Source organism: Streptomyces sp. NPDC045695, from assembly GCF_056432025.1.
Map to the genome: position 1 here is coordinate 74,280 of NZ_JBWKJU010000023.1, position 26,118 is coordinate 100,397.

Below are 26,118 nucleotides of genomic sequence, written 5' to 3' on the forward strand. Positions count from 1 at the left end.
AGCAGAACGGACGTTGCACGGGATGCGCATGCGTAAGGCGACCTCGGCCCTGGTGGGTCTGCTGCTGGCCGGGGTCGCCGCGACCCCGGCCCACGCCGAGACAATTCGGTCGCAGCAATGGCATCTCAACGCCATGAAGGCCGACGAGATCTGGAAAATCAGCAAGGGGAAGGGCGTCACCGTCGCGGTAATCGACGACGGAATCAAGGAAATTCCCGAGCTGGAAGGACAGATTGTCCCTGGCAAGGATTTCACGCCCAAGGGTGGCGACGGGCGTGCTGACAACAGTACGCACGGCACAGGCATGGCCGCCATCATCGCCGGAACGGGAAAACATCCGAGCGGCGACGGAAGCTACGGACTTGCACCTGAGGCAAAGATCCTCCCCCTCCGCGTTTCTAACACTGAAATGGCAACTCCATCGTGGGCTGCTGCCATCCGGTATGCGGCAGACTCGGATGCCAAGGTCATCAATATCTCCCTCGGCATCAACAGCAAGCCCGAAGCAGATCTAGCGCGGGCCGAAGCGGTGAAGTATGCGCTCTCGAAGGGGAAGCTGATCTTCGCCGCCGTAGGAAATTCCGGGGACAAGCTCAACGAGGTCGAGTACCCGGGGGCGACCCCTGGGGTGGTCGGCGTAGGCGCGGTAGATGCCAATGGCGAGCCGACCCCGGAGTCGCAGCACGGTCCCCAGGTGGACATGGCCGCGCCTGGCATGGACATCGTCACGGCTTGCACGGGCAAGACGGGGCTGTGCAAGACCCACGGCACCAGTGACGCCTCGGGCCTCGCCTCCGCCTCAGCCGCCCTCCTCTGGTCCGCCCACCCCGAGTGGACCAACAACCAGGTTCTCCGCGTCCTGCTGAACACCGCCGGCAAGCCCGTCGACGGCTCCCAGCGCAACGACTACGTCGGCTACGGCGTTGTCAGCCCCCGGGTCGCACTGCAGACGCCCGGCGACCCCGGTCCGGCGGACGTCTACCCGCTGCCCGACCTGGCGGCGGCGGACGCGGCCAAGAAGCCCTCGGCCTCCCCGGATGGCAAGGCCTCCGGCTCGGCGGCGTCCACGCCCGCTCCCAAGGCGGAGGTGAAGAAGAGCGGCAGTTCCCTCCCCTGGATTGCCCTGGGCCTGGGAGCCTGCGTACTCATCGGCGGAGCCGTGACCGTGGTCGTCGTGCGCCGCAACCGCTGAGCACCTGCCTGACCAGCTCGACCTGCATGATCTGACCGCAACTGACTTGGGAGTTCACGCGATGTCGTTCGACGAAGAATGGTCGGCGGCGCGCGCCACGGCCACGGCCAATGTCTCGATGCGGCTCAATCAGGCCCCGGCCGATCCAGGCGGCGGCGGTAGCGGTGGTCTGGAGCTGAACCAGGACCACATCGGCGCGATCGGCTCGGAGGCGTACAAGCTCCACACCCGTCTCCAGACCGACGGCAAGCACGCCGCCACCTCCACCGCCGAAGCCGCAGGCGCGCTCACCAAGGAGAACTTCGCCAGCGGGGCGGCACTCCTCAAGGTCAACACCACCTGGGAGACCCAGGTGAAGACCCTTGTGGCGGCCTGCGCGAACATCTCCAACGGTCTGAACTACTCCCTCAGCTCCCACGCCAAGGACGAGCAGCAGCTTCACGCAGACTTCACCGCGTCCGCGATCGACACGTACCTGAAGTAGGGGCCGGGGCATGCTGACTTACGAGAACGTATTGCACGCACCGCTGGACAAGCTCCAGACGGCGGTCACCGACTGGACGGCGATGGCGGGCAAGCTGGACGAGATGGCCGAGGCCGCTCGCAACGGCATGAAGGCCAAGTCCGACAAGGCCGAGTGGAGCGGGGTCACCGCAGGCGTGGCGCGGGGGTTCGTCGACAAGACGGCCAAGGAGTTCGAGGACGCCGCCAAAGCGGCCAAGGGCATGCACCTGCTCCTCGCCGACGCCCACGCGACGTTCAAGGCCGCGCAGGACGAACTGAAGAAGCTCGCTGCGGAAGCCCCGGCGGCCGGCTTCCAGGTGGATGCCACGGGGCACGTCTCCGCCATCCCGCTGCCCACCGAGGCCGAGCGGAACGCGGCCCGGCACGACCCCGACTACCAGCAGTCTCTGAACGCGAACCGCAACGCCTGGCAGTCCCGTATCAACCGCGCCGTCGAGGACGCCCAGGACGCCGACGACTCCCTGGTCCGCGCCCTCCAGGCGAACGTCACGGACGAACACGACTTCAGCGGCGCGAAGTTCAACACCCTTGACGCCGAGCAGGCGGCGCGCGCCGCCGACCTGATGAAGAAGGTCACCGGCGAAGGCGGCACCGCGCGCAACCCCGAGGCGCTGCGCGAGCTGGAGGAACTGCTCGACGACAACCGCGAGGACCCCGAGTTCTCGACGGGCTTCTACCGGACGATCGGGGCCGAGGGCACCCTGGAGATGTACTCCAAGATGTCCCTGGACGCGACGAGCCTCGGCCAGGCGGGCAAGGACCGCGCACTCATGGTCGCGAACATCCAGAGCGACATGAGTGCGATGCTCGGCCTCGCCACCCACAAGGACGTCCCGAACCACCTCGACGCGGCCTGGACGACCCAGCTGATGAAGGCCGGCCGCAAGGAGATGGACGTCTTCGGCGGGGTGCGGCAGATCTACGGCTACCAGGCCCTCGGCGCGCTGCTGCGCGAGGGGAAGTACGACACGGAGTTCCTGACCTCGGTCGGCCGCGACATGATCGCCATGGACCGCAAGGATCCGAAGGCCTGGGAGTTCCACACCCCGTACGGCATGGAATCGGTCCTCAGCCAGGGCAAGGACGGCCGGGGCTTCTACCCGCTGACGGGGCTGATGGAGGCGCTCGCCAACAACCCGGACGCGTCCACGGCCCTCTTCAACGAGCCGGTCCGCGAGGACACCAACAAGGACGGCATCGTCACGAAGGACGACAAGCCGGTCAAGGGTCAGCACGGCCAGCCCCGGGGCATGGTCGACTACATGCTCGACAAGAAGCCGTACATGGACAGCTTCGACATGTCGAGGACCAGCGACCTGCACCCGGCGCAGCAGGCACTCGGCGACGCGCTGATGGCGGCGGTCTCCCATCGCAGCCCCGGCGACGAGGACTCCCCGCCGGTCGCGCACACGAAGGAGATGGCGGCCGTCATGGAACGGATCGTCGAGAAGATCGGCGACAAGCCCGAACTGATCGACGCGGACCCGAAGGACCCGGATGGCCCGTTGAACGGACTGTCCGGGCACTTCGGACAGATGGCGGCGGAGTACATGCCGGACATCCAGGCCTCCGCGGAAAACAACAGTGGGCTGATCAAGGCCAATGGAGTGATGGCCGACTTCGACAAGTCTCAAATGGCCTCCTTCCTGGGAGCGGTCGGGCAGGACCCGGACGCCTACGGGGCGATCACCAACTCCCAGCGTGCGTTCACCACGACGCTCATCAACGACGTCATCGCCCACCGCAGCGAGTACGACGACCTGGATGCGGCGATCCACGCTGCAGTGCATCCGGGCGGTCAAATCGCAGGCATTCTTTCCGAGGCGCGGACCGAAGGCGTGTACGCCGAGAACGGTCACAAGCAGGAGGAATACGTCAAGGGGGTTGAGGATAATGCGAAGTGGATCAACCGCGGAATCAGCGCAGCCGGTGGCAAGTACCTGGAAATGGTGCCCTTGGCCGGCGACATCGTGGAATGGCTTCAGGAAGACATCACAGAGAGCGTGGTCGAAGGCGCCAAAAAGGACATCGTGAAGAAGACCGCTGACAGTGACCAGGCCGCGGCGGCCGCCTACGTCGATGCGCAGCAGGCGGCAGGGGCATCGGCCGCGGCCTCCGTGCGCAAGGCGGCGGAGGGTACCGGTATGACTGAGCGGACCATCGGTGCCCTGGCGGGGATCGCGGGAACTGAGACGACCAACGGATACAGCGTTGGCCGTGACTTGGTTGATTCGTCTAAGGGGAGCTCCTGAATGCCCAGTGCTGGTGCCGGTGTCGCCCGTACCCGCAACCTGCTCGTACTCGCAGCCGGCCCTGCTGTAGCGGCCCTGTTGCTATCGGGGTGCGCCGAGGAGAAGAAGCCGTCGGCAGCTTCGCAGCTGCCTCAGACCACATGCTTTGGTGCGTTCACTCCCTCTGATCTGGCGCCTTTGCTGGGCTACGGAGACGAGGTCACCGTTGACTCTCCGGCCGACCTCAAGCTGAGCGCGCAACGGCCCGGCGCGACCTGCAACGTCTACGTTGACGGGAAGAGCGGCGTGCTCGCCTGGGCGAAGCGGCACCCCCGGGGGCAAGGGTTCCAATGGCCATTGGAGAAGGTGAAGCCCGAGCCGATCCCCTCGATGAAGGACGGCAAGGTATGGGACACAGGGGCTGCCGCAGGTATCTCCTGTGAGGGGGCCACGGACGCCTTCGAGCTGGAGTTGTGGCTGAGTGGATCCGTTGACGGCGAAAAGGCCAGTGATTCACGCCGGGTGCTTTCCGAGCTCATGAAGAAGTACGTCGACTACGCCAAGCAGCAGACTCAGTGCGGCATGTAGACCGGCTGACCGCGGCGAAGGCCGCCCGGGTAAGCGCGATCCCTCGGCCGCCCGCCGTGATGCCTTGACGGTCAGCCGTTCATCCAGGGGGCGGTACCTCGACTACCGGGCCGACGACGAAGCGTCCCGGCAGCACGACCAGCTCGACCTGCTTGCCCTGACCGGATGTGACTGGGGACTTCACGCGATGTCGTTGGACGAAGAGTGGTCGGCGGCTCGCACCACGGTCACGGTCAATGTCTCGATGCGGCGTCACTCCCGCCTGCAGACGGACGGGAAGCACGGGCGCCACCGCCACTGCGGAGCCCGCCAGTGCCCTCACCAAGGAGGGCTTTGCCAGCGGGGGGTGGTGCTGATCAAGGTCAACACGCTCTGGGAGAGCCGGGTGAAGACCCTCGTGGCGGCCTGAGCACACGCAGGCACAGCTGGAGGCCGGCCTGTCGGCTGAGTAATCGGTCTGCAAGGCTGCGCAGGGGACGGGTTTGAGCCAGAGGAGCATCGATGCCCTCGCGGGGCTTGCGTGGGCGGAGACGGCGAGCGCCCACGTCGGCGGCCGCGGCCACGTCGTCACCTCGAAAGGCGGATCCTGATGTTCCGTGCCGACCGCTTTCGTCTGGCCGTCGCCATCACGGCAGGAGCGGCGTTGCTGGCTGGCTGCTCGGACAGCAAGGAGTCTGCTGCGGCCAAGCTGCCTGCGTCCACCTGCTTCGGCGCCTTCACTCCGACCGAGCTCGAGCCCTTCATGGGCACGGGCGAGGACGTGCGAGTGGATGCCCCGGCCGACGTCAGGCTGACCGCGGAGCGGAAGAGCGCGATCTGCACCATTGATGTCGACGGACAGCACCGCTTCAGCGCGTTGGCGGAGCGCCTGCCAGTGGGGCAGCACTTTTTCTGGGCTCCCTCACTCGACCTGCAGAAGCCGGAGGCGCTTCCCTTCGCGGAGAACAGCAAGGTCTGGGACGGAGGGGCGGCAGTTTTCCTTACCTGCCACGGCCCCACGGATGCCTTTGAGCTGAAGCTGTGGATCGATGGCTCGGCGGAGGAGATCAAGCCCGACGAGCGGCGCCCGCTGTTCAGCGAACTCATGAAGAAGTATCTGGAGTTCGCCAAGCAGCAGAACCAGTGTGGATGAAGACCGACTGACCGCTACGAAGGCCGCCCGGGGTAGCGCGATCCCCCGGCGGCCCGCCGTGACGCCGTGACCCGTCAGCCGGTCATCAGGAGGCGTGGCTCGTGCGGGACGGGGGCTGTGGGCGCAGGTGCGCACGCTCCGGGTAAGCGGCGGGACGACCAGGTGAGCGAAACGCCTCGACTACCTGGTCGAAGACGAAGCGACCTAGCAGCACGACCCGAACGACCTACCCGACCTACCCGACCTGCTTGACCTGACCGGATCTGACTGGGGAGTTCACGCGGTGTCGTTCGACGAAGAGTGGTCGGCGGCTCGCGCTAGGGTCACGGCCAATCTCTCGATGCGGCATCACTCCCGCCTGAGCCAGAGGAGCATCGATGCCCTCGCGGGGCTTGCGTCGGCGGAGACGGAAAACGCCCGCGCCGTCGGCCGCAGTCACGTCGTTACATCGAACGGCGTCTCCTGATGCGTAACGCTGTCACCCCCCGCGTACTCGCCGCGACGCTGGTCGCGGCAGCAGCGCTGACCGGGTGCGGCGAGGAGAAGAAGGCCGCGGCCCCACAGTTGCCGGAGCGCACCTGCTTCGGCGTCTTCACCCGCTCCGACCTGGAGCCTCTGATGGGCTACGGCGAGACCGTGGAAGTATCCGGCCCGGCCGATGCCCGTCTGACCGCGTCGCGCCGCGCAGTCACGTGCAGCGTCGACGTCGATGGCAAGCGTCGGGTCCTCGTCATTGCCACGCGCCAGCCCCTGGGACAAAGCTTCATCTGGCCCCAGGCCGACCCGCCCGCGCCGGATTCGCTTCCCCTCGGCGACAAGGGGATCGTGTGGGATACGGGAGCCCGCGTCGCCCTCACCTGCAAAGGGGACAAGGACTCCTTCGAGCTGGAGCTGGGGCTCAGCGGCTCCGTCGAGAACATGAAGGCCGGCACCTGGCGGGCGCTGTTCACGGCGCTCATGACGAAGTACCTCGAGATCACCAAGCAGCAGAACCAGTGCGGTCCGCCGTGACGCCTTGACCGGTCAGCCGTTCACTCAGGGGGGCGGGACTCCGACTACCGGGCCGACGACGTAGCGACCTGGCAGCACGACCAGCTCGACCTGCTGACCGGACCTGACCGGATCTGACTGGGGAGTGCACGCGATGTCGTTCGACGAAGAATGGTCGGCGGCTCGCGCCACGGCCGCGGCCAATGTCTCGATGCGGCTCAATCAGGCCCCGGCCGATCCGGGTGTGGGCGGAGGCGGCGGCGGTGGGCTGGAACTGAACCAGGACCACATCGGTGCGATCGGCTCTGAGGCGTACAAGCTGCACGCCCGCCTGCAGACGGACGGCAAGCACGCCGCCACCTCCACCGCGGAGGCCGCCAGTGCCCTCACCAAGGAGGGTTTCGCGAGCGGGGCGGCGCTGCTCAAGGTCAACACCACCTGGGAGAGTCAGGTGAAGACCCTTGTGGCGGCCTGCGCCAACATCTCCAACGGTCTGAACTACTCCCTCTCCTCCCACGCCAAGGACGAGCAGCAGCTCCACGCAGACTTCACCGCGTCCGCGATCGACAAGTACCTGAGGTAGGGGCCGGGGCATGCTGACGTACGAGAACGTATTGCACGCACCTGTGGACAAGCTCCAGACGGCGGTCACCGACTGGACGGCGATGGCGGGCAAGCTGGACGAGATGGCCGAGGCCGCTCGCGACGGCATGAAGGCCAAGTCCGACAAGGCGGAGTGGAGCGGGGTCACCGCGGGCGTGGCCCGGGGGTTCGTCGACAAGACGGCCAAGGAGTTCGAGGACGCCGCCAAAGCGGCCAAGGGCATCCACAAGGCCCTGACCGAGGGCCTCGCCGTCTTCAAGTCGTCCAAGGAGCAATTACAGAAGATCGCCACGGAGGAGGCTCCCGCAGCCGGCTTCCAAGTGGACGCGTCCGGGCGTGTCTCCGCCATTCCGCCGGCGACCGAGGCGGAGCGGAACGCGGCCCGGCACGACCCCGACTACCAGCAGTCCCTGCGCGAGAACCGCGGGCTGTGGCAGCAGAAGGTCGACGCCATCATCGACAACTGCGATGACGTCGACCAATCGCTCGCCCGGATGCTGGGCGCCAACGTCACCGACGCCCACGACTTCAGCGGACCGAAGTACGGCAGCCTCGACGCAGAGCAGGCCGGCCGCGCCGTCGACCTCGCGAAGAAGGGGCGACAGCTCAGCCACGGCGAACTCGTCGAGCTGAACGAGCTGCTGGCGGACAACGCCAAGGTGCCGGAGTTCTCGAAGGACTTCTACGAGACGCTCGGCCCCAAGGGCGCCCTTGAGTTCTTCGGTTACATGTCCACGGATACGTACGACTACTCCAAGCTCGACGAGCAGCGGCTCAAGGACGTTCAAGAACTCCAGAAGAACCTGGGCCTCAACCTGGCCACCGCCACCAACTCCACGAGCGCGCCCCATCTGCCGGACAGCTACGCGCAGGAGCTGCGCAAGCTGGGCACCCAGCACATTCCGCTCGCCAAGTACGACCAGAACCCGCCGTACGGGTACCAGTTGCTCGGCGGCATCATGCGGTACGGGAATTACGACCCCAAGTTCCTGGTCCCCATCGCCGACCACGCCACCCAGATCCACGCCAAGGACCCGGACTTCTTCAACTCGACCCGCCACATCAACGGGTACGGCAGAAACTTGTTCAACCCGTCCGGGGTCAACGGCGCCGGCTACGACCCGGTGGTCAGCTTCCTGGAGGCGATGGGTCACAGCCCGGAGGCATCGGCCCAGTTTTTCGACCCCGAGCGTGAACCGCGACCGCCTGCGTACAACCAGGACGGCACCGTCAAGCCGGGCGGGCCCAATTTAGGGAAGGACGCCGAGGGCAAGCCGGTCACCAGCTACCTCGACTTCTTCGCCAACGAAAAGTACGACTTCACCATCGACATCGAAGGAACGAACCCGGACGACCTGAAGAAGGTCCGGAACTACATGCCCGATGCCCTGGGCCACGCTTTGGAGGCGGCGGCTCTGGGCCACGCCTGGGACGATCCCAAGCCGGAGCTGCATCGAACCGAGCCTGGGGCGCGGGTCATGGAGGCGGCTGCGGTGAAGTACGGCGGGGATGCGGGGCTGCTCAAGCACCAGGAGGTACTGGCGGACAGCCTGGGCAACATGACCGCCGGGTACATCGACGACATCAATCGCGCAATGAGTCTCGAACCTGACCACAGTGTCTTCGCCCCGCGGGACGATGACAAGCAGGTGCATGTGAAGTTTGACCGCGAGGTGGCGCGTGACCTGCTCGCTGCTCTCGGGCAGCACCCCGACTCGTACGCCACTGTGTCCACCGCGGAACGCCTCTACTCCGCCAGCGTGTTGGAAAGCCAAGGCGAGCACGACGGCAAGATCGACGAAGGGCGGGCGCGGGCGACGATCCGTACCACCGCCGAGGTGCAAGGTGTCCTCGACGAGTCACGTGCGGAACAGGTGAAGGGCATCGGGGAGAAGAAGCACGAGGAGTACGAGAAGGCGCACGAGCAGCGGTCCGCATGGGTCGAGTTCGGGACCACGGCGGCCATTGCGGCCGGTGTGGCCTTCCTGCCCGCCACGGCCGCCGCGGCCGGTGCGGCGGCGATCATCGTCCCCCTTGCCGTGGACGTCGGTAGCGGAGGCGTGGAGCAGGCCGCCTCACAGGTGATCGGAGAGTGGTCGGACGAGGCCGTGGAGAAGCACAAGGACAAGTCCGACGGCGACACGCACGACAGCAACAAGTCCATGTTCCAGGCCGGTGAGCACAGTGCCGAGGCGCCGATGCGGGAGTTCATGGAGCGCCACAACATCGATCCCAACAGCGACTTAGGCAACGACCTCATCGAGTCGATGCGCATCGGATACGAGACCGGCAACTCCATCGCCCGACAGCAGGGCCACGAGTCGCAGACGAAGGGCGTCAAGTGAACCGCAGTCGAATGTGGCGTCCGCTGGTGGGCCCGGCCGTCAGCTTGGCGATCTTCGGCACCACGGCCGTCGGCTGTTCGACCGGGGACTCGGAATCGTCGGAGCAGCCGACGCCTCTGCCGAGGATCCCGGTCAGCCAGGTCTGCCGCGGGCTCTTCCCGAACGAGGGCGGGGAAGCGCTGGAGCGAGTGCTCGAATCTACGCAGTTCCAGATCCGGGACGAGGAGAAGAATCCAGACGTCCGGGCCGTTGCGCAGGTGATGGAGGATGCCTACCAGGCCGGTAAGAGGATCAGGGACATGCCCCAGCCGACCTGCGAGATCTCTGGAAGACCGTCGGAGACCGGTCTCGCCACTGCCCGAGTGAGGTTCACTGCCTACAGCAGGCAGGCCGGAGACCCGGCGGACTTCCCAGGGGTGAGCTACAGAGGTGTGCGGGTCGCTTTGGAGCGGAAGGTGGTCTACCTCACCTACGACTGCGTGAGCTCCCGCGTCGGCTCGACACGAGACATTCCTCTGCGGATCCAAGTGCTGTTCCAGGAGCGGTGGGATGCAAGCAAGGGCGAAGCAGCCCTCACGCCGGACTACCTCGCCATCACCCACTCCGCCGCCCTCGCCGTCGCCAAGGAGCTCGGGTGCGTGAACGACGGGGGGCTGCCCTCCAAGGCCGAGGGTCTGCCCGCGCCGGCGTCAGACACGGAGGAGGGGGCGGCGCCCAGCGGCACCCCGAGTGCCTAGGGTCCAACGAGGCGAGAGCCGCCCAGGGGAGCGCCTGCCCCTGAGCGGCTCGCCGCGAAGCCGTGACCGGAATCGAACCGGCGTAACTCGCTTTGCAGGCGAGTCCCTCAACCACTCGGGCACACGGCTGTGTGGTGATGTCTACGACCGTACGAGGGGTCGCGGGGCCCGGGAAGGGTTTCGGGGGCGGCGCAATGTGACTGCCATGCCGCGTTCACACACGGGCAGGCCTAGGTCTCCGGGACCAGGGTGGGATCCGTCGAAATGACAGGGTCGAGAGGCGGCTACGCACCTTACGCTGGGGCGATGAGTGCCCTCGAACCCCGTGTGCCCCGGACCGTCGCGCCGGTCCCGTCCCCGCCGCCGACCGGGATCCTCGGGCCCGCGTACCGGACGCTCAGCGTCGGGATCATCTCCGTCGTTTTCCTGATCGCCTTCGAGGCCACCGCCGTGGGCACGGCCATGCCCGTCGCCGCGCGGGAGTTGGAGGGGATCGCGCTCTACGCCTTCGCCTTCTCCGCCTACTTCACCACCAGCCTCTTCGGCATGGTCCTGTCCGGGCAGTGGGCCGACCGGCAGGGGCCGCTGCGGCCGCTGACCGTCGGCATCGCCTCGTTCGCCTCGGGGCTCGTCGTGGCCGGGACCGCCGGGGCCATGTGGGTGTTCGTGATCGGCCGGGCCGTGCAGGGCTTCGGCGGCGGGCTGGTCATCGTCGCGCTGTACGTGGTGGTCAGCCGGGCCTACGAGGAGCGGCTGCGGCCCGCGATCATGGCGGCTTTCGCCGCCAGCTGGGTGGTGCCGTCCATCGTCGGGCCGCTGGCCTCCGGGACCGTCACCGAGCACCTCGGGTGGCGGTGGGTGTTCCTCGGGATACCGGCCCTCGTGGTGGTGCCGCTGGCCGTGGCCCTGCCGGCGATCCGGCGGACCGCGTCCGGGCCGGTGGACCCCGACGCCCCGCCCGTGGCCTTCGACCGGCGGCGGATCCGGCTGGCCTTCGGGATCTCGCTCGGGGCGGGGCTGTTGCAGTACGCCGCCCAGGATCTGAGGTGGTGGTCGCTGCTGCCGGCGGCCGCCGGTGTGGCGCTGCTCGTGCCCGCCGTCCTGGGGCTGCTGCCGCGCGGGACGTACCTGGCGCGGCGCGGGCTGCCGTCGGTGGTGCTGCTGCGCGGGGTGGCCGCGGGGTCGTTCATCGCGGCGGAGAGCTTCGTACCGCTGATGCTGGTCACGCAGCGGGGGCTGAGCCCCACCCTGGCCGGGTTCTCGCTCGCGCTGGGCGGTGTGACGTGGGCGGGCGGCTCGTGGGTGCAGTCGAAGGGGCGGATGGCCCCGTACCGGGAACGGCTGATGGTGGCCGGGATGGTGATGGTGGCCGTCGCCATCGCGGCGGCGCCGGCCGTGCTGATCGAGTCGGTGCCGGTGTGGACGCTGGCGCTGGCCTGGGCGGTCGGCTGCCTGGGCATGGGCCTGGTCATCGGCTCCACGAGCGTGCTGCTGCTGAAGCTGTCGGCGCCGCAGGAGGCGGGAGCCAATTCGGCGGCGCTGCAGATCTCGGACGCGCTGGCGAACGTGGTGCTGCTCGCGGGTGGGGGCGCCGCGTTCGCCGCGCTGGGCGGGGGAGCGGTGGGAGCCGCGCACACCGTCACGGCCGGGGGGACGACCTCGCATCCCGGCGCGTTCGTGGTGGTGTTCCTGCCCATGGCGTGCGTGGCGCTGGTGGGCGCGTGGGTCGCGACCCGCCTGGAGCCGGCCGGTGAGTGAGTCCGCCGGTCCGTGAGTCGGCCGGTGTGTGAGCCGCCCGGTGCGTGAATCCGCCGGTGCGTGAGTCGGCCGGTCCGTGAGCCGGCCGGTGCCTGAGCCGGCCGGTGCCTGAGCCGGCCGGTCCGTGAGCCCGCCGGTCCGTGAGCCGGGCGGTGCGTGAGTCCGCCGCAGAGCCCTGGAGCCGGCGGAGCCTGCCGTGACGGCAGCCTCGCCGACGTGGCGCAGATCGGGCGTCGGGCGCGGGCCCCGCACGAAGCGGTGTGACGCTCGCCGCACCCCCCGAGGTCACGGGCCTGTCCCTCCGCGCGGGGCGGAGCCGTCCCGGTAGGGTGGCCCGGTTGTCCTACGGACGACTGCGACTGCCTGCCACGCGTACCCGATACGCCGAGAGCACGAACCGGAGACCGTGACTACTACCGCCTCCCACCACCTCTCACCCGCCTTCCCCGGCCGCGCCCCCTGGGGCACCGCCAGCGCGCTGCGTGCCTGGCAGCAGGGGGCGCTGGACCGCTACATCGAGACCCAGCCGCGGGACTTCCTCGCGGTCGCGACGCCCGGCGCGGGAAAGACCACCTTCGCGCTGACCCTCGCCTCCTGGCTGCTGCACCACCACGTCGTGCAGCAGGTGACCGTGGTCGCGCCGACCGAGCACCTGAAGAAGCAGTGGGCGGAGGCGGCCGCGCGGATAGGCATCCGGCTCGATCCCGAGTACTCCGCCGGACCGCTCAGCAAGGACTACCACGGCGTCGCCGTCACCTACGCCGGTGTCGGCGTACGGCCCATGCTGCACCGCAACCGCTGCGAGCAGCGCAAGACCCTGGTGATCCTCGACGAGATCCACCACGCCGGCGACTCGAAGTCCTGGGGCGAGGCCTGCCTGGAGGCCTTCGACCCGGCGACCCGGCGCCTTGCCCTGACCGGTACGCCCTTCCGGTCGGACACCAACCCCATTCCCTTCGTGACCTACGAGGAGGGAAACGACGGCATCCGGCGGTCGTCCGCCGACTACACCTACGGCTACGGGAACGCGCTCGGCGACGGCGTCGTGCGCCCCGTCATCTTCCTCTCCTACAGCGGCAACATGCGCTGGCGTACGAAGGCGGGCGACGAGATCGCCGCGCGGCTCGGCGAGCCCATGACCAAGGACGCCATCTCGCAGGCCTGGCGCACGGCGCTGGACCCGCGCGGCGACTGGATGCCGAACGTGCTGCGCGCCGCCGACCAGCGCCTGACCGAGGTCCGCAAGGGCATCCCGGACGCGGGCGGCCTCGTCATCGCCTCCGACCAGGACTCGGCGCGCGCCTACGCCAAGCTGCTGCGGGAGATCACCGGCAGCAAGGCGACCGTCGTCCTCTCCGACGACACCGGCGCCTCGAAGCGGATCGACGAGTTCAGTGCGGACGGCAGCCGCTGGATGGTCGCGGTCCGGATGGTGTCCGAGGGGGTCGACGTACCGCGCCTCGCGGTGGGCGTGTACGCCACGACGATCTCGACCCCGCTGTTCTTCGCGCAGGCCGTGGGGCGCTTCGTGCGCTCGCGCAGGCGCGGCGAGACGGCCTCGGTCTTCCTGCCGACCATTCCCTACCTGCTCGGCTTCGCCAACGAGATGGAGGTCGAGCGCGACCACGTCCTCGACAAGCCGAAGAAGCAGGGCGAGGAGGATCCGTACGCCGAGTCCGAGAAGGAGATGGACGAGGCGAACCGGCAGGAGGACGAGGACACCGGCGAGGACGAGCAGATGTCCTTCGAGGCGCTGGAGTCCGACGCGGTCTTCGACCGGGTGCTGTACGACGGCGCCGAGTTCGGCATGCAGGCGCACCCGGGCAGCGAGGAGGAGCAGGACTACCTCGGCATCCCCGGGCTGCTGGAGCCGGACCAGGTGCAGATGCTGCTCCAGAAGCGGCAGTCGCGCCAGATCGCGCACAGCCGGCGCAAGCCGGACGCGGAGGCGGACCTGCTGGAGCTGCCGGCCGACCGGCGGCCGGTGGTCTCGCACAAGGAGCTGCTGGAGCTGCGGAAGTCCCTCAACACGATGGTGGGCGCCTACGTCCACCAGAGCGGCAAGCCGCACGGAGTGATCCACACCGAGCTGCGCCGGGTCTGCGGCGGGCCGCCGAGCGCGGAGGCGACGGCGGGACAGCTGCGCGAGCGGATCAAGAAGGTGCAGGAGTGGGCCACGCGCATGCGGTGAGCCCCCCGCCCGGCAGGACACTGGACGACAGGACCCGGACGGGGTCCGTGCGGAGCATCGCACGGGCCCCGTTCTCGTCGCTACGGACCTACGCGGTGGTGCGGCGGCGGCGCTTGCCGTTGCCGGCGACGAGCGCCGCACCCATGGCCAGCGCGATGCCGGCGCCGCCGAGGGCCCAGCTGGTGGCCGCGTCGGTGCCGGTCGCGGCGAGCTGGCCACCGGTCGTGGGGGCGGTGCCCCCGTTGCCGTTGCCGTTGCCGTTGCCGTCGACGATCGGCGTGGTGCTGCCGCCGCCGTCCGGGGTGGGCTGGTTGCCGGTGCCGGCCGGGGTGATCGAGCTGTAGGCGAAGGCCACCTCGGACGAGATGCCCTCCACGCCGTGGTCGTCCGCCAGCGCGACCACGAAGATCGTGCCGACCGGGGCGTCCTTGGTGAACTTGGCCCGCAGCTTGATCTCGAACTTCGCGTCCTTGCCGACGGCGCGGTCGATGATGGTCCCGGCGAGCAGGCCCGACTGGTGCTTCGGCGCGGCGACCCAGTTGTTGCCGTCCCAGATCTCGACGTCGAGGTGCTCCGCCTTGAGGGTGTTGCCCTTGTTGTCGAAGAAGACACCGAAGCCGTACTTGTCGATCCTCTCCTTGCCGGAGTTGTCGACTCCGAGGGAGAGCTCCTGCCAGGTGCCCCCGGCCTTGAAGCCGCCCGCGGGCAGGCCCTGCAGGGACACCCTCGGGCCGTTGTTCAGCTCCTGGTCGTCGGGAGCGGTGACCTTGGACTCGTACCGGACGCGGTCCGCGGTGCCGCCCTCGGCGGTGGTGGACAGGGAGAAGCGGGACGGCGGGGTGTCCTTGGCGAACTTCATCCGAAGCTTGAGGTCGAAGACCTCGTTCTTTTCGACATCGACGTCCGCGAGCGCGAACGCGTACACCTCCTCGGAGCCGTCCGCCTGGACCTTGTGCCAGCCCCAGGTGCCCTTCGAGTCGGGCGCGTAGATCTCCGTCTGGACGTCCTCGGCCTCCCACGCGAAGGTGTCGAGCGTCCAGAGGACCAGTTCGAGCGAGTAGTCGTCGACGGCCTCGCGGCCCGAGTTGTCGACGTGCAGGGAGAACTCGCTCCAGTCGCCGCCCGAGGTGAACCCGGCGGGGAGCCCGGTCAGGGTCATCTTCGGGCCCTGGGCGGCGGCCTTGTCGGCCGTCTTGCCGGCCGGGGTCTGCGTGGCCGGCGCCGGGGCGGTCTCCGGGGTGGGCGCGGGGGCCGGGGTCTGCTGACCGGGCTCCGCCTGCGGTGCCTCGGGAGTCTCACCGGTCACCGGCGCCGTGTCGTCCTCGGGGGCGGTGTCCGGCGTCGTGACCGCCGGGTTGCGGACCTCGTCGGCCATCGCGGGCGTGGCCATCAGGACCGTCGGACCGACCACGGCGGCCGCGGCCACCAGGGCAATGCGCTTGAGCTTCACGGGTGCTTTTCCCCCTCTGTACGGCCCCAGGTGCGCACGGCGCATCCCCCCCGGGGCCGAAATGACCATCGTTTTGAACATGATCAGAGTAATGGGAAGGTAAAGGGCTCCTGTGCAAATTGAGGTCACGAAATGACAGCGGCGGCGATCAGGAACCGGCATAAACGGGCAGGAGGCGCCCGGATTCTGGACGAGCTCTTCCGCTGAGCGGACCCGCTCGCTACTGTCCCCGCATCGAACGCACCGTGGCAGCGCCGCCGCGGGAGCGCAGCCGGTGCCATGGCCGCTACCGGCGGCCTCTCCGTGCGCCGCCGTGGGACCGGCGGCGTGCCACCCAGAGAGTCACCGCCGCTCACCGAAAGAGGGAGAGGGCGTCGTGACCGCGGAAACCTCCCAGACTCTCGACAGAGGGCTCAGAGTCCTCAAACTGCTCGCCGACACCGACCACGGTCTGACCGTCACCGAGCTCTCCAACCGCCTCGGTGTGAACCGCACCGTCGTCTACCGGCTCCTCGCCACCCTCGAACAGCACGCCCTGGTCCGCCGTGACCTCGGCGGCCGGGCCCGCGTCGGGCTAGGGGTGCTGCGGCTGGGCCGCCAGGTGCACCCGCTCGTCCGCGAGGCGGCCCTGCCCGCGCTGCGGTCCCTCGCCGAGGACATAGGTGCCACCGCACACCTGACCCTCGTCGACGGAACCGAGGCGCTGGCCGTCGCCGTCGTGGAGCCGACCTGGACGGACTACCACGTGGCCTACCGGGCCGGCTTCCGCCACCCGCTGGACCGCGGGGCCGCCGGGCGGGCCATCCTCGCCGCCCGGCAGGGCTCGCTGATCGAGCCGGGGTACACGCTGACGCACGGCGAGCTCGAAGCCGGAGCCAGTGGGGCCGCGGCGCCGCTGGTGGGCATCACCGGGCTGGAGGGCAGCGTCGGCGTGGTGATGCTGGCCGATGCGGTGCCGGAGCGGGTGGGGCCGAGGGTGGTTGACGCGGCGCGTGAGGTGGCCGACGCCCTTCGCTAGGCCGCGGGGCCGTGCCGGGTGCCGTGCTGTGCCGTGCCGGTGCCGTGCGCTGCCGGGTGCGGCGCCGTTGCCGGGGGCGCTGCCCCCGGGCCCCCGCGCCTCAAACGCCGGCGGGGCTGGAAGAGCCGGGGCGCGGCCGAGAGGGTGCCGGCTGGGCTGAAGGGTGCCGGGTGCGGCGCCGTTGCCGGGGGCGCTGCCCCCGGGCCCCCGCGCCTCAAACGCCGGCGGGGCTGGAAGAGTGCCGGGCGCGGCCGAGAGGGTGCCGGCTGGGCTGAAGGGTGCCGGGTGCGGCGCCGTTGTCGGGGGCGCTGCCCCCGGACCCCCGCGCCTCAAACGCCGGCGGGGCTGATGTGTGCGGCGGGGCTGGAAGAGCGCCTCAAACGCCCACGGGGCTGGAACGGTGCCGGGTCGTGGATAGATTGGGCGGGTGATCTCTCGTCTCCTGCGTCTGTCGCGTCCCGTTGCCCTGGGTGTCTGTGCTGTGCCGGTGGTCGGGGTGTTCGCTGCCGCGGCCTTGGCGCCGTTGCCCTTCGTGGTCGCCATTCCCGGGCTCACGGCCGACGTGCTGGGGGCCGATCAGGGCAAGCCCGTCATCACCGTCACCGGGGCCCCGGTCCGGGAGACCAAGGGCGAGCTGCGGATGACCACCATCCGGGCCACCGGTCCGTCCTCGACCATGCGGCTGCACGAGCTCGTCGGTCACTGGTTCAAGACCGATGAGGCGGTCCTGCCCAAGGAGGCCGTCTACTCCTCCGGCGGTAGCGACGAAGAGATCGAGCAGCACAATCTGGAGGAAATGGCCAAGTCGCAGTCGGCCGCCGCCGAGGCCGCCCTCGGCTACCTCCGCAAGGACCCCAAGGACGTGAAGGTCGAGCTCAACCTCGCCGACGTCGGCGGCCCGAGCGCCGGGCTGCTCTTCTCCCTCGGCATCGTCGACAAGCTCGACGGCGACGGCAGCGGCGGCGACCTCACGGGCGGACGCAGCATCGCCGGTACGGGCACCATCACCGCCGACGGCAAGGTCGGCGCGGTCGGCGGGGTGGCCCTGAAGACCCAGGCCGCGCGGCGCGACGGGGCGAGCGTGTTCCTCGTACCGAAGGCCGAGTGCGGGGACGCCCGGTCGGAGCTGCCCGAGGGGCTGCGGCTCGTACCCGTCACCTCGCTCGCGGACGCGGTGGACGCGCTGCGCGCGCTGAACCGGGGCGAGGCCGCGCCCTCCTGCTGACCGCCCGGGTCAGCGCCGGTCGTCGTCCTCGGCCGCCTGTTCGACGAGGGGGATGATCCGCAGCGGTACGGGGTTCTCCATCACGATCGCCGTCGACGCCCGCACGATCCCCTCGAAGCCGACCACGCGGTCGATCACCCGCTGGAGGTCGGCGTTGGAGCGGGCCACGAGCCGGCACAGCATGTCCCCGTGTCCCGTGGTGGTGTGCAGCTCCAGCACCTCGGGGACCCCGTTCAGGTGGGCCCGTACGTCGGCCCCCTGCCCCTGCTTGATCTCCAGGGTGGCGAAGGCGGTCACCGGATAGCCGAGGGCCGTCGGGTCGACCTGCGGGCCGAAGCCGCGGATGACCCCGTTCGACTGGAGCCGGTCGAGCCGGGCCTGCACGGTCCCGCGGGCCACGCCGAGGCGGCGCGAGGCCTCCAGGACACCGATCCGCGGCTCTCGGGCGAGCAGGACGATGAGCCGGCCGTCGAGTTCGTCGATGCCCATGGACGCCTCCCGGTGCCCACCCGTACGCGAGGGTGGTCATAGTGCACAGATGTTTCAACCATCCTCCGGCCATACTGGGCATTTTGTATAGCCAAATAAGAAACTATTGCGCAGCTTGTGGATCGGCGGGACTCTGCGCTCATGACTGAGACCCTCGACACCACCCCGCACACCGCGCGTGAGGCCGACCCCTTCCCGGTGAAGGGCATGGACGCGGTCGTCTTCGCCGTGGGCAACGCCAAGCAGGCCGCGCACTACTACTCCTCCGCCTTCGGCATGAAGCTCGTGGCCTACTCCGGACCGGAGAACGGCAGCCGCGAGACCGCCAGCTACGTCCTGACCAACGGCGCCGCCCGCTTCGTCCTGACCTCGGTCATCAAGCCGACCACGGACCACGGCCGCTTCCTCGCCGAGCACGTCGCCGAGCACGGCGACGGCGTGATCGACCTCGCCATCGAGGTCCCGGACGTGCGCGCGGCGTACGCGTACGCCGTCGCGCAGGGCGCCCGCGGGCTGGACGAGCCGTACGAGGTCAAGGACGAGCACGGCACGGTCGTCCTGGCCGCCATCGCGACCTACGGCCAGACGCGCCACACCCTCGTCGAGCGCGGCGACTACACCGGCCCCTACCTGCCGGGCTTCGCCGCCGTCGAGCCGATGGTCGCGCCCCCCGCCAAGCGGACCTTCCAGGCGATCGACCACTGCGTCGGCAACGTCGAGCTCGGCCGCATGAACGAGTGGGTCGCCTTCTACAACAAGGTCATGGGCTTCACGAACATGAAGGAGTTCGTGGGCGACGACATCGCGACCGAGTACTCGGCGCTGATGTCGAAGGTGGTCGCGGACGGCACCAAGAAGGTCAAGTTCCCGATCAACGAGCCGGCGATCGCGAAGAAGAAGTCGCAGATCGACGAGTACCTGGAGTTCTACAACGGGCCCGGCGTCCAGCACATCGCGCTCGCCTCGAACGACATCGTCTCGACCGTACGCACCATGCGCGCGGCGGGCGTCGAGTTCCTCAGCGTCCCGGACACCTACTACGACACGCTCGGCGAGTGGGTCGGTGACACCCGCGTGCCGATCGACGAGCTGCGCGAGCTGAAGATCCTGGCCGACCGCGACGAGGACGGCTACCTGCTGCAGATCTTCACCAAGCCGGTGCAGGACCGCCCGACGGTCTTCTTCGAGATCATCGAGCGTCACGGCTCGATGGGCTTCGGCAAGGGCAACTTCAAGGCGCTGTTCGAGGCGATCGAGCGGGAGCAGGAGAAGCGCGGCAACCTGTAGCCCGCAGGGCCGTTCCCGGCCCCAGGCTGTTTCCGGCCCCCCGGCTGCTGCCGGGGGGTCCGGCGTTGCCCGGAAGGGCGCCGAAGCGGGTCGCGGCCCCGCGAGGGGAGGGCCGCGGCACGGTCAGCGGGCGGACGGGGACGGGGAAGGCGAGGGGGCCGCGGACGCGGCAGGGGAAGCGGACGCGGCCGGTTTCGGTGTGGCGTTCGGCTTCGGGAGGTCGGGTTCGACCCACGGGGTGACCGGCTGGAGGTGTTCCGGGCCGCCCGGCGGCGGCTGGCCGATCGCCGCCAGCGCCTCCTTGGCCAGCGGCCCCCGCAGCGGCGAGAAGTACGGGTTCGTCCGCATGGCCTCCTCCAGGTGGCGCCGGGTCGCCGCCTCATCGCCCAGGCCGCGCTCGATCATCGCCCGGTGGTAGGAGAACTCGGCGCTGCGCAGGCCCTGTTCCGTGGCCTTCTTCGCGTACTCCAGAGCCGCCGAGTCCTCGCCGGCCTGGTGCAGCGCCCACCCCAGCGCGTCCGCGACCTGCACGCTCTTGTGCCGCGACCACTCCTCCGACAGCCGCCGCACCGCCGCCTGCGGATCACCGTGGTCCGCCTCGTACAGGCCGAGCACCACGTCGTCGTCGACACCGTTGGTGCCGTCCCGCGCGGTCAGCGCGCCCAGCATGTCGTAGTGCTCGCGCGCCTCCTGCTCCCGCCCCAGCGACTCCAGCAGCTCGGCCAGTTCCCTCGCCAGCTGCGGCTCCGGAGCCCGCCCCAGCGCCAGCCGGTAGTCCCGCACGGCCTCGCCGTCGCGCCCCAGCGCGGCCAGCGCGCGGGCCCGGCCGCCGAGCGCCTGCGCGTGCGCCGGATCCGCGCGCAGCGCGCCCTCGTACTGGCGCAGGGCCTCCTGCGGGTCTCCGCGCTCCCAGGACAGCTCCCCGAGCCGGAACAGCGCGTAGGCCTTCTCCGGCGGGGTCTTCGCCGCCCCCGCCGCGTGTTCCATCGCCACCACCGCGTCCTCGCGCCAGCCGCGGTCGCGGTAGACCTGCGAGGCCCTGACGTACGCCGCCAGGCCCGGCCGCAGCTCCAGCAGCAGCTCCATGGCCTTCTGCGCGCCCTTGTAGTCGCCGAGCCCGGTGTAGGCGTCCACGAGCACCGGGTACGCCGTCCACCGCCGCGGCGACTGCGCCCGTACCAGCTCGCCCCACTTCTTCGCGGTCGTGAAGTCCCGCCGGGCGTTGGCCAGTGCGCCCATGCCCGTCATCGCGTCGAAGTTCCCCTTCTCGGCCGGGTGGGCCTCCAGCGAGCGCTTCAGGGCCTTCTCCGCCTTCGGGAACCAGCCCGAATCCGCCGTGCGCCGCGCCTGTTCCAGGTACGCGGCGCCCAGCACCGACCACGACGCGTGGTCGTCCGCGTGCGCCGCGAGCCACTTCTCGCGGTCCGCCACCAGCGCCGTCAGGTCCACCACCGCCGCGGGCGCGCCCATGCCGACCGCGGACGCGGCCCGTTCGCTCGGCCCCGGCGGGCGGGCGTCGTCGCCGGTGCGCGCCGGCCGGATCAGCAGGGCCCCGGCGATCAGGACCACGGCGACCGCGGCGGCCACGAGCGTCTTGCGGCCGGTGAAGGTCACGGGCGGCGCCGGCGTGTGCGATTCCTCGTCGATACGGTCCATGGGGTCACTGTGCGTCAATATGAAGAGCTCGCCGAGGTGTCCGAAGACGGGCGCGGCCGTGTTCACACCGATGGCCCCGAGTGCCACGCTGGTCCCATGGATGACGATCTCTTGGCACGTCTGCGAGCGACCCTCCTCGAAGAGCTTCCGCCCGAGGCCGTGATCACGGACCCCGGGGTTACCACCTCCTACGCCACCGACATGGCCGGCTTCTGCGCCGCCGGCACCCCCGCCGTCGTCGTCCTGCCCCGGACCGTCGAACACGTCCAGCACGTCATGCGCACCGCCACCGCCCTACGCATCCCCGTCGTCCCGCAGGGCGCCCGTACGGGCCTGTCGGGCGGCGCCAACGCCTCCGACGGCTGCATCGTGCTGTCCCTGGTCAAGATGGACCGCATCCTGGAGATCAGCGCCGTCGACCGGATCGCCGTCGTGGAACCGGGCGTGGTCAACGCCGTGCTCTCGCGCGCCGTCGCCGAACAGGGCCTGTACTACCCGCCCGACCCCTCCAGCTGGGAGCAGTGCACGATCGGAGGCAACATCGGGACCGCGTCCGGGGGGCTGTGCTGCGTCAAGTACGGGGTCACCGCCGAGTACGTGCTCGGCCTCGACGTGGTCCTGGCGGACGGGCGCCTGCTGCGCACGGGCCGGCGCACCGCCAAGGGCGTGGCCGGATACGACCTCACCCGGCTGTTCGTGGGCTCCGAGGGCAGCCTCGGCGTGGTGGTCCAGGCCGTCCTCGCCCTGCGGCCCGCGCCGCCCCGGCAGCTGGCGCTCGCGGCGGAGTTCCCCTCGGTCGCGGCCGCCTGCCGGGCCGTCTGCTCCGTCATGGAGGCCGGGCTGACCCCCTCCCTGCTGGAGCTGATGGACCGTACGACCGTCCGCGCCGTCAACGCGCTCGGCAGGATGGGCCTGCCGGAGGCCACCGAAGCCCTGCTGCTCGCCGCCTTCGACACCCCGCACGCGCCCGAGGACCTCGCGGCCGTAGAGAAGCTGTGCACGGCCGCCGGTGCCACCGCCGTCGTGCCCGCCGAGGACCAGGCGGAGTCGGAACTCCTGCTCCAGGCCCGCCGGATGTCCCTGCCCGCCATGGAGGCGCTGCGGCCCGCGACGATGATCGACGACGTGTGCGTACCGCGGTCGCGGCTCGGCGAGATGCTGGACGGTACGGCCGCCATCGCCCGAGCGCACGACCTACTCATCGGGGTCTGCGCGCACGCGGGCGACGGCAACACCCACCCCGTCGTCTGCTTCGACCCCGCCGACGAGGACGAGACGCGGCGGGCGCGCGCGTCCTTCGACGAGATCATGGCGCTGGGGCTCTCCCTCGGCGGGACCATCACCGGCGAGCACGGGGTCGGCGTGCTGAAGAAGGAGTGGCTGGCCCGTGAACTGGGGCCGGTGGGACTGGAGATGCAGCGCGCCGTCAAACAGGCCTTCGACCCGCTGGGGCTGCTCAACCCGGGCAAGCTCTTCTGACCGCGGGCCGTCGGGCGTGCGGTGGCGGCCCCGGGTCACAGGTCCCCGTCCGCGGTCTCGTCCGACGGCCACGCGTCGCGCAGCCACAGGTCGTCGGCCAGGCTCGGGGTGAGCAGCTCGGCCAGCGCCGCGTCGAGGCCGAGCCGCCCGGCCTCGGTGCCGGGCGGCACGAGGCGCAGGGTGCGCTCCAGCCAGGCGGAGACGGAGCCGGCGGGGGCCTCCAGGAGGGCGTCGCCGTCGGGGGAGCTGAGCGCCATGCAGAGCACGGCCTTGCCGTCGGTCTTCGTGGGCCAGATCCGCACGTCGCCCTGGCCGGACGGGCGGAACACGCCCTCGACGAGCAGCTCGCGGGCGAAGGTCCAGTTCACGGGGGCGCTGGAGCCGGTGTGGAAGGTGATGTGGACCGCGTACGGGTCGTCCGTCAGGTAGAGGAGCCGCGCGGGGACGGGGATGCTGCGCTCGGGGGACAGGACCAGCTTGAGTTCCAGCTCGCGCTCGATGACGGGGTGGAGCATGACGGCCTCGCTTCGGGTTCGGTGCGCGGGGCCGGATGGCGCCCCACACCTGCAGAGAGCGCCGGTGTGCCCGGGTATGACGCGACTTCGGGCGTCGAACCGGAGATTGGCTGAAATCTGTTCCTGGCTGAAGACCGTGGTGGGGAGCCGCAGGGGGTGCCGCCCGGAGCGGCATTCGCCCGATCGCTTGGATTCTCCCGTTACCGGACCTGCCGGAGGGAGGTTCTTGGCTATGGTCCTCCCTTGCACAAGCCTCAAGCCACGATCGGAGTTGGGGACATTGACGGCCTCCCCTGGTGACGGCGAGCACGCGGCCCGCGAGGGCTACTACCCCGATCCGTCCATCCCGGGGTACATCCGGTACTGGAACGGTGCGGCCTGGGTCCCGGGCACGAGCCGCCCGGCCCCCGCCCAGGAGACGGGGCCGGTGTTCCTCGACGAGACCTCCGTGACCGAGGCGCTGCCGGAGCCCGCACGAGCGCCCGAGCCCGTACGGGAACGCGAGCCGGTGCGGGAACAGGAGCCCGTACGGGAGCGCGAGCCCGCGCGGGAACGCGAGCCCGCACGCGCGCGGGAGCCGGAGCGCGCCGCCGAGCCCGAGCGCGCCGCCGAGCCCGACCCGGCCGTCGAACCCGTGGCGTGGCAGGCCGACCCCGTGCACCAGGCCGGCTTCGGCGGGCCGCGTGACCACCGGGTCTCGTGGGGCAGCCCGGCGGAGCCCGAGGCCGGGCAGGGGTCAGCGCGGCCGGGGATCTCCCTGGCCCGTACGCCCGCCGCCGCGGCCCCCGCGCGGCTCCCCGCCCAGGCCGCGGCGGGGATCCTGTCGGCGCGCTCCCCGGCCGCCCAGGCCCAGGCCCCGGCCCCGGCGCCGGTCCACGCCCAGGCACCCGCCCCGGCGCCGGCCCAGGCCCCCGCTCCCGCCCCGGCCTGGCCCGCAGCCCCCGGCGCGGGTGGCCCCGGCCCCTCCGGCGTCACGTCCTCCTGGCCCGAGGCGGCGGCCCTCGCCCCGGCGCCCTCCCGGCCCCAGGCCCCGGCCCTTCCCGGCCGGGAGGCGCAGCCCCCGGCGGCCCCGCGGCCCGCCGCCCAGCCCGCCCAGGCGCCGCGGGACGAGGTGTGGGCCCCGCGGCCCGCCGGAGTGCGCCCCACGGTCCCCGCCGGGGGCGCGGCCGCCCCTGCGGAGCCGCGGCCCACGGGCTGGGAGCCGCGCGGGTCCGAGGAGGGCCGCCCGGGCAACCCGGCCCCCCGCCCCGCCGCCCCCAGTACACCCCGGGCCGTCTTCGAGCGGATGGCCGAACGGGCCGCCCGCCCCGCCGGTCTGACGCGCAGGGCCGTGGCCCGCGCCCTGGACTCGCTCGTCCTCACCGCCGTCGCGGCGGCGGTCGCGCTGCCCCTCCTCCCCGGGGCCACCGCCCACCTCCGGGCCAAGGTGGACGCCGCCCGGGCGAGTGGCCGCAGCACCACCGTCTGGCTGTTCGACGGGGCCATCGCCGGCCGGCTGGGCCTGGTCCTGGGCGCCGTCCTCCTCTTCGGGATCCTGTACGAGGCGCTGCCCACCGCCCGTTGGGGCCGCACCCCGGGCAAGAAGCTGCTCGGTGTCCGGGTGCTGGCCACCGCCACCCTGCGCCCGCCCGCCTTCGGCGCGGCCCTGCGCCGCTGGCTGGTGTACGCGTTCCTCGGTCTCCCCGGCAGCCTCTGGTGCCTCGTGGACCGGCCGCGCCGTCAGGCCTGGCACGACAAGGCGGCCAAGACGTACGTGGCGCGCTAGGTTCCGTCGCCCCTGTCACCCCTCTCGGCGCCCCCGGGCGCGAGCCCCTCCCCCCCGGATGGACGCGGTCCCGTTGCGAGGTCAGCGGGGCCGGGTTCGACTCGGGCCATGAGTACCGACCAGCCGCCGCCGGGCGAGCCGCCCGAGGAAGACCCGTTCCTCAAGAAGCCCCAGGAACCGACACCTCCGTCGGGCGGTTCGCCCTACGACGCGCCGCCCCCCGGCCGCGGTGGTCCCCCGCCCCCGCCCCCCGGTGGCGGGGGATACCCGCCTCCGCCGCCCCCGTACGGCGGTGGAGGCGACCCGTACGGCGGCGACTACGGCATGCCCGATCCGCTCGCCGGGATGCCGCCGCTCGCCGACTTCGGCAAGCGGCTCGCCGCGCGCATCATCGACGTGCTGATCGTCGCCGTCCCGCTGTTCCTCATCCAGCTGGCCTTCGGGACGAACCGGTACACGGTCGAGACGAACCGGGGCGAGGACGTCAGCGAGGTCATCACCCGCTCCTACAGCGGCAGCGGGCTCGTCATGACCCTCATCTCGATCGCCGCGTACCTCGGTTACGACTGGTGGTTCACCAAGAAGAACGGCCAGACCGTCGGCAAGAAGGCGATGGGCCTGCGCGTCGCGATGCTCAACGACGGCACCGTGCCGGAGTCCGGAGCGGCCCTGAGCCGCGCCGCCGTGCTCTGGCTTCCGACGCTGATCTGCTGCTTCTGCCTGTGGCCGATCGCGCTGGTCGTCTCGATCCTCGTCGACAAGCCCTACAAGCAGGGCCTGCACGACAAGGTCGCCAAGACCGTGGTGGTCCAGGCCGCCACCTAGGCCGTCTCTTCCGGATCTTGCCGGGCCCGGGGGGGCCCGCCCCCCCCCCCCCCCCCCTTTTTGGGGGGGCCCATCAAACCCCCCCCCCAGGAGGCCCCCCCCCTCCTACTCTCCAGG

General features: G+C 70.6%; 22 protein-coding genes and 1 tRNA gene. 18 read left to right on the forward strand and 5 right to left on the reverse strand.

Features of this window, described 5'->3' with window-relative positions:
- From mycP to AC07DU_RS29285, 10 genes are all read left to right on the forward strand, one after another.
- Positions 1-1,192 (forward strand): type VII secretion-associated serine protease mycosin (gene mycP / locus AC07DU_RS29240; RefSeq protein WP_479114695.1); only part of this gene is annotated, 1,192 nt, incomplete at its 5' end.
- A gap of 61 nt (positions 1,193-1,253) precedes the next feature.
- Positions 1,254-1,676 (forward strand): hypothetical protein, encoded by a 423-nt coding sequence (locus AC07DU_RS29245; RefSeq protein WP_479114697.1) that lies wholly within the window; start codon positions 1,254-1,256, stop codon positions 1,674-1,676.
- A 10-nt stretch (positions 1,677-1,686) separates the two neighbouring features.
- Entirely contained in the window at positions 1,687-3,969 is a 2,283-nt protein-coding gene (locus AC07DU_RS29250; RefSeq protein ID WP_479114699.1) for a hypothetical protein, read from the forward strand.
- Positions 3,970-4,536, forward strand: a complete 567-nt coding sequence (locus AC07DU_RS29255; protein ID WP_479114701.1) for a hypothetical protein — start codon at positions 3,970-3,972, stop codon at positions 4,534-4,536.
- A gap of 187 nt (positions 4,537-4,723) precedes the next feature.
- Positions 4,724-4,945 carry a hypothetical protein gene (locus AC07DU_RS29260; RefSeq protein WP_479114703.1) on the forward strand — a complete coding sequence of 74 codons (222 nt, stop codon included), beginning with the start codon at positions 4,724-4,726 and terminating at the stop codon, positions 4,943-4,945.
- 180 nt (positions 4,946-5,125) lie between these two features.
- Entirely contained in the window at positions 5,126-5,668 is a 543-nt protein-coding gene (locus tag AC07DU_RS29265) for a hypothetical protein (RefSeq protein WP_479114705.1), read from the forward strand.
- A 465-nt stretch (positions 5,669-6,133) separates the two neighbouring features.
- Positions 6,134-6,679 (forward strand): hypothetical protein, encoded by a 546-nt coding sequence (locus tag AC07DU_RS29270; RefSeq protein ID WP_479114707.1) that lies wholly within the window; start codon positions 6,134-6,136, stop codon positions 6,677-6,679.
- Positions 6,680-6,812: 133 nt separating this feature from the next.
- A complete protein-coding gene (locus AC07DU_RS29275; protein WP_479114709.1) occupies positions 6,813-7,241 on the forward strand; it encodes a hypothetical protein in 429 nt (142 codons plus the stop codon).
- A gap of 10 nt (positions 7,242-7,251) precedes the next feature.
- The gene (locus tag AC07DU_RS29280) at positions 7,252-9,606 is read left to right on the forward strand and encodes a hypothetical protein (RefSeq protein ID WP_479114711.1); all 2,355 of its coding nucleotides are present in this window, start codon (positions 7,252-7,254) and stop codon (positions 9,604-9,606) included.
- A 26-nt stretch (positions 9,607-9,632) separates the two neighbouring features.
- The gene (locus AC07DU_RS29285; RefSeq protein ID WP_479114713.1) at positions 9,633-10,343 is read left to right on the forward strand and encodes a hypothetical protein; all 711 of its coding nucleotides are present in this window, start codon (positions 9,633-9,635) and stop codon (positions 10,341-10,343) included.
- 57 nt (positions 10,344-10,400) lie between these two features.
- On the opposite strand, the gene AC07DU_RS29290 is transcribed toward AC07DU_RS29285, so the two are convergent.
- Positions 10,401-10,472: transfer RNA gene (locus tag AC07DU_RS29290), tRNA-Cys, on the reverse strand.
- Positions 10,473-10,649: 177 nt separating this feature from the next.
- On the opposite strand from AC07DU_RS29290, the gene AC07DU_RS29295 reads away from it, so the two are divergent.
- Positions 10,650-12,101: an MFS transporter gene (locus AC07DU_RS29295; RefSeq protein ID WP_479114715.1), complete on the forward strand. Its 1,452-nt coding sequence runs from the start codon at positions 10,650-10,652 to the stop codon at positions 12,099-12,101.
- A gap of 406 nt (positions 12,102-12,507) precedes the next feature.
- Positions 12,508-14,292, forward strand: coding sequence for a DEAD/DEAH box helicase (locus tag AC07DU_RS29300; RefSeq protein ID WP_360899670.1), 1,785 nt, complete (start codon positions 12,508-12,510; stop codon positions 14,290-14,292).
- An 88-nt stretch (positions 14,293-14,380) separates the two neighbouring features.
- On the opposite strand, the gene AC07DU_RS29305 is transcribed toward AC07DU_RS29300, so the two are convergent.
- Positions 14,381-15,742: a hypothetical protein gene (locus AC07DU_RS29305; RefSeq protein ID WP_479114717.1), complete on the reverse strand. Its 1,362-nt coding sequence runs from the start codon at positions 15,740-15,742 to the stop codon at positions 14,381-14,383.
- A gap of 376 nt (positions 15,743-16,118) precedes the next feature.
- Between AC07DU_RS29305 and AC07DU_RS29310 the strand changes: the two genes are divergently transcribed.
- Both AC07DU_RS29310 and AC07DU_RS29315 read left to right on the forward strand, forming a co-directional pair.
- Positions 16,119-16,760 (forward strand): IclR family transcriptional regulator, encoded by a 642-nt coding sequence (locus tag AC07DU_RS29310; protein WP_007264382.1) that lies wholly within the window; start codon positions 16,119-16,121, stop codon positions 16,758-16,760.
- Between the two features lie 427 nt (positions 16,761-17,187).
- Positions 17,188-17,985, forward strand: coding sequence for a S16 family serine protease (locus AC07DU_RS29315; RefSeq protein ID WP_479035737.1), 798 nt, complete (start codon positions 17,188-17,190; stop codon positions 17,983-17,985).
- A gap of 9 nt (positions 17,986-17,994) precedes the next feature.
- On the opposite strand, the gene AC07DU_RS29320 is transcribed toward AC07DU_RS29315, so the two are convergent.
- Positions 17,995-18,474 carry an Lrp/AsnC family transcriptional regulator gene (locus AC07DU_RS29320; RefSeq protein ID WP_453375043.1) on the reverse strand — a complete coding sequence of 160 codons (480 nt, stop codon included), beginning with the start codon at positions 18,472-18,474 and terminating at the stop codon, positions 17,995-17,997.
- Between the two features lie 141 nt (positions 18,475-18,615).
- On the opposite strand from AC07DU_RS29320, the gene hppD reads away from it, so the two are divergent.
- The gene (hppD, locus tag AC07DU_RS29325) at positions 18,616-19,761 is read left to right on the forward strand and encodes a 4-hydroxyphenylpyruvate dioxygenase (protein WP_360904690.1); all 1,146 of its coding nucleotides are present in this window, start codon (positions 18,616-18,618) and stop codon (positions 19,759-19,761) included.
- Positions 19,762-19,884: 123 nt separating this feature from the next.
- Here the strand turns inward: hppD and AC07DU_RS29330 are convergent, their stop codons facing one another.
- A complete protein-coding gene (locus AC07DU_RS29330; RefSeq protein WP_479114719.1) occupies positions 19,885-21,417 on the reverse strand; it encodes a tetratricopeptide repeat protein in 1,533 nt (510 codons plus the stop codon).
- A 96-nt stretch (positions 21,418-21,513) separates the two neighbouring features.
- Between AC07DU_RS29330 and AC07DU_RS29335 the strand changes: the two genes are divergently transcribed.
- A complete protein-coding gene (locus AC07DU_RS29335) occupies positions 21,514-22,896 on the forward strand; it encodes an FAD-binding oxidoreductase (RefSeq protein ID WP_360904684.1) in 1,383 nt (460 codons plus the stop codon).
- A gap of 35 nt (positions 22,897-22,931) precedes the next feature.
- Here AC07DU_RS29335 and AC07DU_RS29340 read toward each other — a convergent pair whose 3' ends face one another.
- Positions 22,932-23,411, reverse strand: coding sequence for an SsgA family sporulation/cell division regulator (locus AC07DU_RS29340; RefSeq protein WP_479114721.1), 480 nt, complete (start codon positions 23,409-23,411; stop codon positions 22,932-22,934).
- A gap of 280 nt (positions 23,412-23,691) precedes the next feature.
- Here AC07DU_RS29340 and AC07DU_RS29345 point away from each other — a divergent pair, with 280 nt between their 5' ends.
- On the forward strand, positions 23,692-25,176 hold the full coding sequence (locus tag AC07DU_RS29345) for an RDD family protein (protein WP_479114723.1): 1,485 nt from the start codon (positions 23,692-23,694) through the stop codon (positions 25,174-25,176).
- A 108-nt stretch (positions 25,177-25,284) separates the two neighbouring features.
- Positions 25,285-26,001, forward strand: a complete 717-nt coding sequence (locus AC07DU_RS29350) for an RDD family protein (RefSeq protein WP_360904675.1) — start codon at positions 25,285-25,287, stop codon at positions 25,999-26,001.
- Positions 26,002-26,118 lie beyond the last annotated feature (117 nt).

Bases quoted from the DNA above. Each gene is read 5' to 3' on its own strand.
- AC07DU_RS29245 (WP_479114697.1), top strand. From the start codon at position 1,254: ATGTCGTTCGACGAAGAATGGTCGGCGGCGCGCGCCACGGCCACGGCC.
- AC07DU_RS29250 (WP_479114699.1), top strand. From the start codon at position 1,687: ATGCTGACTTACGAGAACGTATTGCACGCACCGCTGGACAAGCTCCAG.
- AC07DU_RS29255 (WP_479114701.1), top strand. From the start codon at position 3,970: ATGCCCAGTGCTGGTGCCGGTGTCGCCCGTACCCGCAACCTGCTCGTA.
- AC07DU_RS29260 (WP_479114703.1), top strand. From the start codon at position 4,724: ATGTCGTTGGACGAAGAGTGGTCGGCGGCTCGCACCACGGTCACGGTC.
- AC07DU_RS29265 (WP_479114705.1), top strand. From the start codon at position 5,126: ATGTTCCGTGCCGACCGCTTTCGTCTGGCCGTCGCCATCACGGCAGGA.
- AC07DU_RS29270 (WP_479114707.1), top strand. From the start codon at position 6,134: ATGCGTAACGCTGTCACCCCCCGCGTACTCGCCGCGACGCTGGTCGCG.
- AC07DU_RS29275 (WP_479114709.1), top strand. From the start codon at position 6,813: ATGTCGTTCGACGAAGAATGGTCGGCGGCTCGCGCCACGGCCGCGGCC.
- AC07DU_RS29280 (WP_479114711.1), top strand. From the start codon at position 7,252: ATGCTGACGTACGAGAACGTATTGCACGCACCTGTGGACAAGCTCCAG.
- AC07DU_RS29295 (WP_479114715.1), top strand. From the start codon at position 10,650: ATGAGTGCCCTCGAACCCCGTGTGCCCCGGACCGTCGCGCCGGTCCCG.
- AC07DU_RS29320 (WP_453375043.1), bottom strand. From the start codon at position 18,474: ATGGGCATCGACGAACTCGACGGCCGGCTCATCGTCCTGCTCGCCCGA.
- hppD (WP_360904690.1), top strand. From the start codon at position 18,616: ATGACTGAGACCCTCGACACCACCCCGCACACCGCGCGTGAGGCCGAC.
- AC07DU_RS29330 (WP_479114719.1), bottom strand. From the start codon at position 21,417: ATGGACCGTATCGACGAGGAATCGCACACGCCGGCGCCGCCCGTGACC.
- AC07DU_RS29335 (WP_360904684.1), top strand. From the start codon at position 21,514: ATGGATGACGATCTCTTGGCACGTCTGCGAGCGACCCTCCTCGAAGAG.
- AC07DU_RS29340 (WP_479114721.1), bottom strand. From the start codon at position 23,411: ATGCTCCACCCCGTCATCGAGCGCGAGCTGGAACTCAAGCTGGTCCTG.
- AC07DU_RS29350 (WP_360904675.1), top strand. From the start codon at position 25,285: ATGAGTACCGACCAGCCGCCGCCGGGCGAGCCGCCCGAGGAAGACCCG.